Raw genomic sequence first — 12,780 nt, forward strand, 5'->3', positions numbered from 1 at the left:
TTCGAGGTGGATGTCTGATGAAATGAGGAGCTACCATACTCGGTATAATGAGCACCACAAGCAGACGAAGCAACGAAGAATGCGAACGTTTTACGGACAGTCTAAAAGCGTAGAATTTATATTTCTACGCTTTTTTTGGAGGAGCTAAAATGGATTCATTTATTAAAATTAGAAGAGATTTACATTTAATCCCCGAACTTGGATTTCAAGAATTCAAAACACAATCGTATTTACTTGATTATTTATCAAGTTTAGACCAAGAAAGAATGATAATTGATACTTGGAGAACTGGTATTTTTGTTCGAGTTAAAGGGTTAAAACCAACTAAAACGATTGGTTACCGTACGGACATTGATGGATTACCAATGAAAGAAAACACAGGTTTAGAGTTTTCCTCGATTCATGAAGGCAATATGCATGCTTGTGGTCATGATGTACATATGAGTATTGCTCTTGGAGTTCTTACTAATCTTGTTAATGAACCAATAAATGACGATGTTGTATTTATTTTTCAACCTGCAGAAGAAGGTCCAGGTGGAGCGGAACCTTTACTTAAAAGTGAAGAATTTAAACCATTTAAACCAGATGTAATTTATGGTTTACATATTGCTCCTGAATATCCTGTTGGTACAATAGCAACAAAACCTGGTATGTTATTTGCTCATACTTCAGAGCTTTTTATTGATTTTCATGGCTTAAGTGGACATGCAGCTTTCCCTCATTTAACGAATGATATGATTGTTGCATCAAGTCATTTTATCACTCAAGTACAATCGGTTGTATCGAGAAATGTTAATCCATTAGACAGTGCTGTCATTACGATTGGGAAAATAACTGGTGGTACAGTTCAAAATGTTATTGCAGATCATGTTCGCCTAGAAGGTACGATGCGAGCATTAAGTGAAGAAGCGATGCTAAAATTAAAAAATAGAATTCAAAGTCTTGTGAATGGATTTCAAGAGAGTTTTCAGTGTAAAATAGAAGTAGATTTTGGAAGTAATTACTATGGAGTAATAAACGACGAATCGTTGACGAATGAATTCTTCAATTTTGCGAAACAATATGACGGTATTGAGGCCATCCTTGCAAATGTTGCAATGACAGGTGAAGATTTTGGTTATATGACAAAAGAAATTCCGGGCCTAATGTTTTGGATTGGAGTAAATTCCGAATACGGACTCCATAACCAAAAATTAAATCCAGATGAAAATGTTATACCTATAATGATTCAATTTATTTCTGACTTTATGAAACAGAAACAGTAATTATGAAAATGATTTTTAGTTAATAATAATTATAAATTAATATTGACTTTAAATAAGTAGTTTACTATAATATCACTTGTATGATAAATAGTTACATAAATATTGGAGGTAATAATGATGGCAGAACGTTTAGTAGGAAAACAAGCACCACGCTTTGAAATGGAAGCAGTTTTACCAAACAAAGAATTTGGTAAAGTAAGTTTAGAAGAAAACATGAAAAATGATAAATGGACAGTATTATACTTCTATCCAATGGACTTTACTTTTGTATGTCCAACTGAAATCGTAGCTATTTCTGATCGCTATGACGAGTTTGAAGATCTTGATGCAGAGGTTGTAGGTGTTTCTACAGATACAATCCACACTCACTTAGCATGGATCAACACTGATCGTAAAGATAATGGATTAGGTCAATTAAAATACCCATTAGGTGCAGATACAAACCACGCTATTGCTCGTGACTATGGCGTATTAATTGAAGAAGAAGGTATTGCATTACGTGGATTATTCATCATCAGCCCAGAAGGTGAATTAATGTACCAAGTAGTACACCACAACAACATCGGTCGTGAAGTTGATGAAGTTTTACGTGTACTTCAAGCTTTACAAACTGGTGGACTTTGCCCAGCTAACTGGAAACCAGGTCAAGCAACTCTATAATTCTAAACAATTAAGAATTAATGTCAAAGGTCTAACTTATAGTTAGGCCTTTTTAAACACAAGGACGAGCTACATCGAGCTAAAAAAAACTAAATAGGAGGACTATAAAATGAGACTTCGCTCACCAATGCCAGAATTAAACGGTGCAACAACAGTATTAAATGGAGAAATTCAAAAGGAAAACCTAATTGGTGACAAACCAACATTAATTCATTTTTGGTCTGTTAGTTGCCATTTATGTAAAGTAGCAATGCCAAACGTAAATGCTTTTAGAGATGAATATAAAGATCGATTAAATGTAGTAAGCGTTCATATGCCAAGATCTGAAGATGATTTAGATCTAGATAAAATTAAAGAAGTTGCCGAAGAACACGGAATTACACAAACAATTTTAGTTGATAACCAACATACAATTACAGATGCTTTTGAAAATAAATATGTACCATCATATTACGTATTTGATAAAACAGGTGTATTACGCCATTTCCAAGCTGGAGAAGGCGGAATGCCAATGTTAGAAAAGCGTGTTAATCGTGTACTAGATGAAGCGGCGAAAGTAGAATAGTTTTTAAATTATCATTACGTAGGAGACTTTTTTTAAGGTCTCTTTTTTTGGATTTCGGTAATCTTCATCTTGAAACTAGTAGAAAGAGTAGTTTGTAGGTATAATTAAAGAAAACTAATCTTTAGTTTAAGGAATTATTCTGTAGGAGGAAAAAAGTTTGGAAATTCAAACAATCGCAATCTTTATCTTATGGTTGTTTTTATATGCCTACATGATTATTGCTTCAATTGATTTTGGTGCAGGATTTTATGCGTTTTATACGATTACAACTAAGGAAGAACCAAAGTTAATTGGCTTAATAAATCGACATCTTTCATCTATTTGGGAGCTTGCTACATTATTTTTTATTTTCTTCTTTGTAGGTGTAGTTGGTATATTCCCAAGGGTAGCATACTATTATGGAGTTCCACTATTGGTTCCAGGTAGTGTAGCGATGATTTTTTTAGCAATAAGGGGATCATTTTATACTTTTCAGCAATATGGAGGAAATAGGAGTAAGTTCTTTTTAATTTTGTACGGGGCGACAAGTCTATTAATACCTGTTACATTATCTACTGTTTTAACAATTTCAGAAGGTGGATTTATTATTGAGAATGGAACAGATATACGATTTTACCCATTTAAATTAATTACGAATTCTTATTCTCTATCCGTTATGTTATTAGCTGTATGTTCAGTCCTATTTATTAGTGCAATGTTTTTAATTTATTCTGCAAACCTAATAAATGATTCGGAATCGGAAATTAAATTAAGAAATTATGTACTAGTCTGGTCATTGCCAACTATTATTTCGAGTATCATCGTATTTTTGTCAATGAAGTTACATAATAAAGTTCATTTTGATCGAATGCATAATGTATGGGAATTTTTTCTTATATCATTGATTTGTTTTTGTATAGCGATTTATTTTGTTATAAAAAGAAAAAGATATGGTTTAGCGTTTATTTTAGTATTATTGCAATATTTCTTCGCTTTTTTTGGGTATGGAATAAGTCATTTACCATTTATTTTATATCCTTATCTGAGAATCGAAACAAGTTTTGCTAAGAGTAGTTTGGCAATCGTACTAATTATTCTGTTTGTTTTATTTTTCATCTTATTTACTGTATATTTTATATTTTTAGTTCTTAATAAACCTTTTTTTATGAAAGTCTTTTTAAAAAGTAATGAAAAAAATGACTTTCAAGATTAATAATATAAAGAATCAAGTTTTTATTACTTTGTTCTACACACTCAAACCACAAGTTTTAAATTTTGTGGTTTTTTATTTAGGCTCTGTTATAAAAGATTGTTGATTTATATGTCTACTTGACAGGGTTAAGTCCATTCGGTGGGCTTTTTTTATTGCACTAACTGGCAGCTTAGTTGAAAAAGGGTATTAAAAAAGTGGATATTTTTGGTAAAATAGTAAGTATAGAAATAAAATATTGAGTAATAAAAAAATGAATAATTACCAAGGGGATATTTATGATTTTAAACTCAGAGTGTTTAGGTTGCAGACTATCTAACCAACTTGAAACAGTGAATATTGTATATGAAAATGAGTATGTTTGTTGCATTTTGGACATTGAACCTTTTAATGAGGGACATACTTTAATTCTTCCGAAAAAACATTTTTTAGATACCGAAGAATTAGATGTTGAAACAGCAAATGCTATTATGAAAGCATCTATGACCATTTCAAAGGCACTAAAAAAATTATTTCAACCTGATGGTATTACTATTTGTCAAAACGGTGGAAAATTCAACGACTTGACGCATTATCATATGCACGTCATACCGAGGTTTGTAGGAGAACCATTTTACTATGAGGAACAAAAAGATAATATCAAAGAAAAGGCTAAATTTATAGAAACGAAAAATAGGTTAAAAGATATGATCGAAAAGTTAATATAAATTTTATATATAGAAGAGGGATCTTATGGAAGTTGAAAAATTTTTTACGAATTTGCCTAAATTAGAAACTAATCGTCTTATTCTTAGAAAACTTACAAAAGATGATATTGAAGAAATGTTTTTGTATGGTTCAAATGAAGAAGTATCTAAATATGTATCTTGGGAAACACATAAAACTTTATCAGACACGAAAAAATTTATTGACTTTGTGCTAAATAAATATGAAAACAGCCAGGTTGCCCTATGGGGAATACAGTATAAGGGAAATGGGAAACTGATTGGAACAATCGATTTTGTTTGGTGGGATCAAAAACATAAAATTGGTGAAATAGGTTATGTCATTTCTCAAGATTATTGGGGAAAGGGTATCATGACAGAAGCTGCAAAAGAAGTTATTAAATTTGGATTTGATGAAATGGAATTGATTCGTATTCAGGCAAGATGTTTTGTAGAAAATATCGGTTCATCACGCGTAATGGAAAAAGTAGGAATGTCATTTGAAGGAATTATAAGAAAAGGGATGTTTGTCAAAGGCAAACATCAAGATCTAAAAATGTACTCTATATTAAACAATGAAATTTAAAAACGTATTACAACTCCTCAGTCAACAAAAGCATGCGTTAGTTGAACATTCAGATCGACCGTATAGTCGATTTTTTTATTTGGAAAAAAAGTCAAATAGAAAGTAGTATAAGGAATACTTGAAGACCTCTTAATTGGATATAAAACTTTAAATATTTTTTTTGAAACGTTTTGAAGTAGTTAACAGTCTAATTATTGTAAGGATAGGAGGGGTGACATGTTTTTGCAAAATAAAATTAATAAAGCAAAAAAGGGAGACAGTAAAGCATTTCAAGAGTTAATCGAAGAAGAGAAAGCTAAACTATATCGTACTGCGTATTTGTATGTTAAAGATGAAAATGATGCATTAGATATTGTTCAAGAAACTGTTTATAAAGCTTATATATCTATTAAAAAGGTAAAAGAAGTACAACATTTTTCAACATGGTTGACTCGAATCTTAATTAATAATGCGCTTGATTTTTTGAAGAAAAAAAGTAGACTCATTCCAATTGATAGTTGGGATAATTCTTCACTTGTCAGAGAGGAGCAACACGAAGAAAATATGGATCTTCTTCATGCAATAGATCAACTAAAGCCAAGATATAAAACAGTGATTATTCTTCGGTATTACAATGATTACACGATTAAACAAATTGCTGAAACGCTGAAATGTCCAGAGGGGACTGTGAAAACAAACTTACATCGAGCACTTAGTAAATTAAAAGTTGATCTGCGAGAGGAGTATATCCAATGAATGATTTCTCATCTAAATTGAAAAAAGAAATTCAGAACATTCAAGTTCCCAAAGATAAATTAAATACTGCAATCGAAGCTGGAATCAAGAAAGGAAAAAGAAAAAGTAAGCGTGGATATCAGTTTATTTACTTTAGTAGTGCGGCTGTATTAATGTTTGGTATTTTAGTCAGCTCAGCATTTATTTCTCCTACTATGGCGGAAGTAGTTTCTAAAATTCCTTATCTCAATCTTATTTTTAAATCTAAATCTTTAGACATGATAATATGGGATAAGCTGAATGAAAAAAGTTATAAAGTAAGTAGTGTAGGGGTTAGTTATACACCAAAGAAATCAATTCAGATAAGCTTAGAGGGTTCTGACCAATATTATGATGAGGTAAAAAACGAGGTCAAAAAGACAGTGAATGAAGTTTTGCAATCAAAAGGATACGATTCATATGCCATTAAAATTACTCAACAAAAAAACTTCAAAGATTACGAGTTAAACGAAGAAGAAAAGAAAGAAAAAAATTTACTTGAAAGTGAAGTTGCAAAAACATTAAAACAATTGAAGTATACATTTGATTCCGTATTTGTTGATCCAACGGAAAAGTCCATTTTTATTAATATAGTTGGTTCTAAAGATTATTATAAAGAAGTAACAAAAGATGTTCAGAAAGTAGCTTTTGAAACAGCTAAAACAAATCATTATCCTGGTTATAAAATAAAAGTAACTAGATTAACCGTAGAAATTAGTAAACCTGATAAAGGTGGTCTAATTGTACCTGTAATTTCTGAAGGACTGATGTCAAAAAAAGAATTTAAAGTTACAGGAGTCGGCTATAAAAGTAAACCACTTAAAATTATTATTAGAACTTCCATAAAAAGTTCTGATCCATTAGCTAAAAATCTTGGAGAAGAAATCGAAACAGAAATTAATGAGTTTCTAAAATCAAAGGATATCTCATCTGTATTAGGTGATGAAAAATATGAAATTATTATTTATAGTAAAGATAAAAATAAAATAAATTAAATTAAATAAGTTGTAAACTTGCCGCTCATTATCCATCATTGAGTTTTAAATACACTTGTTCAACTAAGGCATGCTTTAGTTGTATAACACCAAAGGCTGTTATGGCGCCTTTTTGCTCTAAATGTCAGGGTAGTTTTTTAGAGTGATGAATAAATAGGATAATTTGCTTTGGATATTTGAAGGAAACTACTGTTAAAATAAAAAAAATTGGTACTTTAATTTATTTTTTTTCCTTTTTATTAGTTTTTCCTGTGACTTTACCTTTGTATATGGTAATTGGAATGGGGTCGCGGGGGGACCTACCCTTGAAGCCTTGATTTTTGGACATTGATTAATAACCTTCTTTCCTAGAGAATGTAATTATCATTTCTAAAAGCGAGGTTTTTTAACGGAAAAAGTTGTGAAAAATCATATCTTGAATAAAGGGGGTTTTTCTATGACTCGAATAAAATACAATCAAAGTGATGTTGAATTATTGGCAAGATTAATCCGAACTGAAGCGGAAGCGGAAGGACAAAGGGGGATGTTATCTGTTGGTGCTGTCGTGATAAATCGAGCCTTGGTCAAGTGTTCAGATTTCAAAAATGTTGATACAATTCGAGAGGTCATTTATCAATATCATGGGAGCGACGCTTCCTTCGACGCGATTCAATCGCCATCTTTTTATCAAAGAGCGAAAGAGCCTTATTTGAAGCTTGCTAGACAATGTATACAGAATTGGCGACTATATCCTGCTGTGTATTCTTTGTGGTATTTCAATCCATCGGGTGCGGGAGTTCAAAATACCCAGTGTCCACCTAAATGGTATGGTCAGCCTTATGCGGGAGTTTGGAAGAATCATTGCTTTTATGAGCCGACTGGGGCGGAATGTGCGGAAATTTACAAAATATAAAATAAAAAAAATAAGTAGCATTGACTATATAGAGTGCTTAAAGAAATTAGATAAGAAATATCCAAATCTTAAGTTATCAAATGATATTAAAATTGCTGAAGAATGGATGTAAGGTTATTAAGATTTAGCTTATGCAACTAACGCATGCGTTCGTTACATAAGAATATTTTTAATAAGTTGGCTCTGTTAAACTAAAATGTTGATTTTTGCGTACTAAAAAAGACTGTTTTCAATAAGCAGTCTTTTTAATGCTTATTGAACTTAATTCGTATTTATATCTTCTAAACGAATTTCAACTACTTTATCCGCCAACCAAAATTCAATTATTATTTTATTCTTTTTATCAACATATCCTATGATGTTACACCCCTGCTCGACTCGTTTAAAATAATTTGGTCCATATAAAGAAATAATTTCTTCTTTTGAATTGCCTAATTTTATTCTTTTTATGGTTTCGAGTTCAGAATGACGTGACATATTATTTATATCACCAATAATAAGTCTTACGATTTCTCCTTTGTTTTTCCCAATTATGATTGAAGCCGTTTCTAATCCGTTGTTCCATAGATAGTAATCATAAAAATCATTATCTGCTTTTTCCAAAGGTTCTCCAAACCGTTTTGTGAAAGATAAACGATTAATATTATCGTGTAGCCCTACTCTATCGAAGGTTTCATTCGAAAGGTCTGTGGATTTTACAAATTTTGTATAGAATGGACCGTCTTCAAAGAAACTGTACGATTTAACAATCAAGCAAAATGCAATTAAAAAAATAAAAACGAAAATAATTTTTTTCTTCATATAATCTCCTAACATTAACCCTAAATGCATATATTTTACCATAAAATTCCAAATAATTATTCAACTATACTGCCATTTTGTTGAATAGAAAAAATCGACTAAACAGCCGATCATGTAATTCAACTAATGCATTGCTTTAGTTGAATAAGAATTAGCAAAGACCACAAGAATTTGTGGTCTTATTTTTTGTTTAAAAATTAACAATTTACTTTAACAGAGCCTTTATTTAAAAAAAGGGCTATCTCAAAAGTATTTTGACTTTTAAGATAGCCCTTTTTAAATGTACTAATTATTAAACTTCCATAATTATTGGAAGAATCATTGGTTTACGTTTTGTTTTTTCGTATAGGAAAGGTGATAAAGTATCTGTAATTTCATTTTTTATTTCTGACCATTGAGAAGTTTTACGTTCCATGATTTTGTTTAAATGAGTAGAAATCATTGCTTGTGCTTCATTTATTAAGTCGCCACTTTCTCTCATATAAACGAAACCGCGTGAAATGATATCTGGCCCTGCTGAGATTTTAAATTCCTTCATATCGATGCTTACGACAACGATTACAAGACCTTCTTCAGATAAAATTCTACGATCTCTTAAAACGATGTTACCAATATCACCGATACCGCTTCCATCAATATAAACATTACCAGAAGGTACTTTACCTGCAACCATAGCCTCATCTGCACGAAGAGCTAAAACTTCACCATTATCCATGATAAAGCAGTTTTCTTCAGGTACGCCACAGTCCATAGCAAGTTTAGCATGCATGCGCTGCATTCTATATTCACCGTGAATCGGCATAAAATACTTAGGTTTCATCAGTCTAAGCATTAATTTTTGCTCTTCTTGACCACCATGACCACTAGTATGAATATCATTTAATGATCCGTGGATTACTTCAGCACCAGCACGATATAGTAAGTTGATGGTTCGATTTACGCTCATTGTATTACCTGGAATAGGTGAAGAAGAAAACACGACAGTATCTCCAGGAATAATTTGAATTTGACGATGTGTACCATTTGCTATACGTGATAATGCAGCCATAGGCTCACCTTGACTACCTGTACATAAAATAACTAATTGATTAGCCGGAATACGATTAATTTGAGATGCTTCAATAAATGTATCCTTAGGACACTTAATATAACCTAGGTCATGACCGATCTCGATGTTTGCTTCCATACTTCTACCAAAAACAGCAATTTTACGTCCAGTTGCAATAGCTGCCTCAACTACTTGCTGAAGACGGTGAATATTTGAAGCAAATGTTGCAAATATAATTCGACCGTCTACTTTACGGAAAATCTCATTAATCGTGTCTCCAACTTTTCTTTCAGACATTGTAAAATGTGATACTTCACTATTTGTACTGTCTGAAAGTAGGCATAAAACACCTTCCTTACCAATTTCAGCCATTTTCGTTAAATTAGCTGTTTCTCCTACAGGTGTAAAGTCAAATTTAAAGTCACCAGTATGTACGACTTGTCCTTGAGGAGTTTTTACTACAATTCCAAAACAATCTGGAATACTGTGAGTAGTACGATAAAAAGTTACGCTAGTTTTTCTAAATTTAATGATGTCGTCTTCTTTTATTTCAATTAATTTAGCTTTTCTTAAAAGACCATGCTCTTCTAGTTTATTTTTAATTAAACCAAGTGCAAGTTTACCACCATAAATTGGAATGTTTAATTCTCTTAATAAATATGGAATACCACCAATGTGGTCTTCATGTCCGTGAGTGATAAATAAACCTTTAATTTTTTCCTCATTTCGAACTAAATAGGAATAATCAGGTATTACATAGTCTATCCCTAGTAGCTCATCTTCAGGGAACTTGATTCCGGCATCAATTAATATAATTTCATCTTGATATTGTACTGCGTATGTATTTTTTCCAATTTCCCCTAAGCCACCTAGTGCGAATACGGCAGCTTGATCATTTTTAAGAAATTTCATAAATTACGCTAGCTCCAAAATTTTAAAGCTTTCACTTTGTTTTTCGAATTCAAGATGAGCACCGGTTAAAGCTTGAACAAGCTCAATATTATAATTGAAAGGTAATAATTTCGCACGAACTTCTCTTTCACTATCTGCTTCTACATAAACTGTTTTAGTTTTTTCTCTTACAGGTACCTCTAATGGTAATTCCTGATAGTATACTTTAAAAATCATTTAAATCTCTCCTTGTCAAATCACTATCTTCTCAATATTATAAGTGATTTTCTATATATTTTCATTCTTTTTATTGAAGATTACCTAAAATACGGTCATTTTAAAAATAATTTTGAAATTATTGAGATATATTTCTTCTTTTTCAATAATTGTTTTAGCCTTTTTTTTAATTTTTTTCTAAGTTTACGTAACACTAGTTTTACCTCCTAGACATGAAATTAAACTTATTTGTACAGAACACGGACACAGTATATTTATGTGTAGTATTGAACAAAAAAACATTTTCATTCAATATAATCCTAAAAGCAGTTAAAATAGAGGGTATCTTAAAGTTAAGGGGAGAAGAATGTGAAGAAGTTATATGCAGCTTTATTGTTATTAAGTATTATTTGGAGTACATCTTTTTTATTTATTAAGCTCCTTTTAAACGATATAGGGCCAGAAGCAATTGTATTTTATCGTTGTTTCTTTGGTGCTATGACATTATTAATTATTATGTTAATAAAAAAGGTAAAGATTGATTATAAAAATTTACCGAAAATGAGTTTAATTATTATCATCTCATTATTTAATCATGCAATTCCGTGGCTTTTTCTTTCTTTAAGTGAAACCCATCTGCAAAGTAATGAAGCGGCAGTATTAAATGCTTTTACTCCAATTGCAACACTTATTATTGGATATTTTTTCTTTTCTCAAAAAATTCACAAGAAACAATGGATTGGCCTTATGATAGGGATCGTTGGACTTATGATTATGATGAATCTTAATCCATCAACAATTTTCTCCGATAATATAATTTATTCAATATTAATGCTATTTGTTACTTTTTGTTATGGGCTTGGCTCACATTTAACTAAAAAGTATTTGCAAAAAATTGATGTAATGATTGTTTCATTTTTAACCTTAGGTATTTCTGGTGTATTTGGATTTTTTTATATGATCGTTTTAGGGAAAGGCACTTTAAAACCGTTTGTTAATATTGAAGTTTTTAGTGGTGTGTTTGGACTAGGAGTTGTATGTTCGGGGTTGGCATATTTATTATTTTATTATATGGTTAAAGAGGGAAGTGCAGAGTTTGCAACAATGGTTACTTATATAGTACCTGTATTTGCTTCTGTTTGGGGATTTTTCTTTTTAAACGAACCTTTAACATTCAAAATGATATTAGGACTTTTAATCGTACTTCTTGGTGTATTTATTACGAATAGTAAACAAAAGTCAAAAATGAGTAACTCAAAAGCAAATGCAGCGTCTTAGTGAGGAGAGAAAAATATGACTAAACCAATCGTTTTTTTTGATATAGATGGAACGATTTTAAATCATGATAAAGTAATTCCGGAAAGTACAAAGAACGCAATTTCGGAACTTCAAAATAAAGATATCCACGTAGCGATCGCAACTGGTCGTGCGCCATTCATGTTTAAAGAACTTCGTGAAGAGTTAAATATAAATAGTTTTGTAAGTTTAAATGGGCAATATGCTGAATATGAAGGTGAAGCTATTCACAAACATGCCCTACATCCGGAACAACTTCACCAATTTACTCAAAAAGCAAAAGAACTAGATATTCCACTTGTTTATTTAAATAACGAGACAATGAGAGCATCAATTGAGGCACATCCTCATATAAATGAAGCTTTGACGTCTATTAAAATGCAGCATCCTGAAGTACAGCATGATTTTTATCATAATCGTGAAATTTACCAAGTATTACTATTCTGTGAAGAGCATCAAGAGCCGTCACTAACTGATGGTTTTAAGGATTTTAATTTTATTCGATGGCATGAGTATTCGTCAGATGTCTTACCAGTAGGAGGTTCTAAGGCGAATGGAATACTTCAAATGGTAAATCATCTAGGATTTGATATGCAAAATGTAATCGCATTTGGTGATGGTTTAAATGATTTAGAAATGATCGAAAAAGTTGGAACGGGTATCGCCATGGGTAATGCAGTAGCTCCACTTAAAAAATTAGCAAATCATATTACAACGAATGTTGATGAAGATGGAATTTTAAACGGTTTAAAATGGGCAGGACTTTTATAATAAAAAAGAGCGATTGATTTCAATCGCTCTTTTTCACGCTGTTGAAAAAAGACTTCGTCAAGTATATGCCACGAATTTTTCGTGGCATTTTTGTTTTAGTTGTTCATTTAGTCTGTTTTTTGGTAAATTAAATGAAGACCTATTTCCT

Annotated in this window: 14 protein-coding genes; 11 read left to right on the forward strand and 3 right to left on the reverse strand. The window is 31.3% G+C overall.

The window, feature by feature from the left end; genetic code table 11:
• The first annotated feature begins 149 nt into the window (after positions 1-149).
• The 9 genes from B6K90_RS16855 (at position 150) to B6K90_RS16895 (ending at position 7,609) form a co-directional block, all read left to right on the forward strand.
• Positions 150-1,265: an N-acetyldiaminopimelate deacetylase gene (locus tag B6K90_RS16855; RefSeq protein WP_088013919.1), complete on the forward strand. Its 1,116-nt coding sequence runs from the start codon at positions 150-152 to the stop codon at positions 1,263-1,265.
• Between the two features lie 117 nt (positions 1,266-1,382).
• Positions 1,383-1,925, forward strand: a complete 543-nt coding sequence (locus B6K90_RS16860) for a peroxiredoxin (RefSeq protein WP_088013920.1) — start codon at positions 1,383-1,385, stop codon at positions 1,923-1,925.
• Between the two features lie 109 nt (positions 1,926-2,034).
• Complete coding sequence (locus tag B6K90_RS16865) at positions 2,035-2,490, forward strand: TlpA family protein disulfide reductase (protein WP_088013921.1); 456 nt, start codon at positions 2,035-2,037, stop codon at positions 2,488-2,490.
• A 157-nt stretch (positions 2,491-2,647) separates the two neighbouring features.
• Positions 2,648-3,682 carry a cytochrome d ubiquinol oxidase subunit II gene (locus B6K90_RS16870; RefSeq protein WP_088013922.1) on the forward strand — a complete coding sequence of 345 codons (1,035 nt, stop codon included), beginning with the start codon at positions 2,648-2,650 and terminating at the stop codon, positions 3,680-3,682.
• Between the two features lie 275 nt (positions 3,683-3,957).
• The gene (locus tag B6K90_RS16875) at positions 3,958-4,386 is read left to right on the forward strand and encodes an HIT family protein (protein ID WP_088013923.1); all 429 of its coding nucleotides are present in this window, start codon (positions 3,958-3,960) and stop codon (positions 4,384-4,386) included.
• 25 nt (positions 4,387-4,411) lie between these two features.
• On the forward strand, positions 4,412-4,969 hold the full coding sequence (locus B6K90_RS16880; RefSeq protein WP_088013924.1) for a GNAT family N-acetyltransferase: 558 nt from the start codon (positions 4,412-4,414) through the stop codon (positions 4,967-4,969).
• Between the two features lie 216 nt (positions 4,970-5,185).
• Positions 5,186-5,704 carry a sigma-70 family RNA polymerase sigma factor gene (locus B6K90_RS16885; protein WP_088013925.1) on the forward strand — a complete coding sequence of 173 codons (519 nt, stop codon included), beginning with the start codon at positions 5,186-5,188 and terminating at the stop codon, positions 5,702-5,704.
• Complete coding sequence (locus tag B6K90_RS16890; RefSeq protein ID WP_088013926.1) at positions 5,701-6,717, forward strand: DUF4030 domain-containing protein; 1,017 nt, start codon at positions 5,701-5,703, stop codon at positions 6,715-6,717. The genes B6K90_RS16885 and B6K90_RS16890 overlap by 4 nt, the downstream gene beginning before the upstream one ends.
• Before the next feature lie 436 nt (positions 6,718-7,153).
• On the forward strand, positions 7,154-7,609 hold the full coding sequence (locus B6K90_RS16895) for a cell wall hydrolase (protein WP_088013927.1): 456 nt from the start codon (positions 7,154-7,156) through the stop codon (positions 7,607-7,609).
• A 261-nt stretch (positions 7,610-7,870) separates the two neighbouring features.
• Here the strand turns inward: B6K90_RS16895 and B6K90_RS16900 are convergent, their stop codons facing one another.
• The 3 genes from B6K90_RS16900 to B6K90_RS16910 all read right to left on the reverse strand — a co-directional run bounded on the left by B6K90_RS16900 (position 7,871) and on the right by B6K90_RS16910 (position 10,586).
• Positions 7,871-8,410: a hypothetical protein gene (locus B6K90_RS16900; protein ID WP_088013928.1), complete on the reverse strand. Its 540-nt coding sequence runs from the start codon at positions 8,408-8,410 to the stop codon at positions 7,871-7,873.
• Between the two features lie 292 nt (positions 8,411-8,702).
• Complete coding sequence (rnjA, locus tag B6K90_RS16905) at positions 8,703-10,370, reverse strand: ribonuclease J1 (RefSeq protein WP_088013929.1); 1,668 nt, start codon at positions 10,368-10,370, stop codon at positions 8,703-8,705.
• 3 nt (positions 10,371-10,373) lie between these two features.
• Positions 10,374-10,586, reverse strand: a complete 213-nt coding sequence (locus B6K90_RS16910) for a DNA-dependent RNA polymerase subunit epsilon (protein WP_056468578.1) — start codon at positions 10,584-10,586, stop codon at positions 10,374-10,376.
• Positions 10,587-10,934: 348 nt separating this feature from the next.
• Between B6K90_RS16910 and B6K90_RS16915 the strand changes: the two genes are divergently transcribed.
• Both B6K90_RS16915 and B6K90_RS16920 read left to right on the forward strand, forming a co-directional pair.
• Entirely contained in the window at positions 10,935-11,843 is a 909-nt protein-coding gene (locus B6K90_RS16915) for a DMT family transporter (protein ID WP_088013930.1), read from the forward strand.
• Positions 11,844-11,858: 15 nt separating this feature from the next.
• A complete protein-coding gene (locus B6K90_RS16920; protein ID WP_088013931.1) occupies positions 11,859-12,632 on the forward strand; it encodes a Cof-type HAD-IIB family hydrolase in 774 nt (257 codons plus the stop codon).
• Positions 12,633-12,780: the final 148 nt, after the last annotated feature.

The organism is Gottfriedia acidiceleris (assembly GCF_002128425.1).
Lineage (GTDB): Bacteria > Bacillota > Bacilli > Bacillales > Bacillaceae_G > Gottfriedia > Gottfriedia acidiceleris.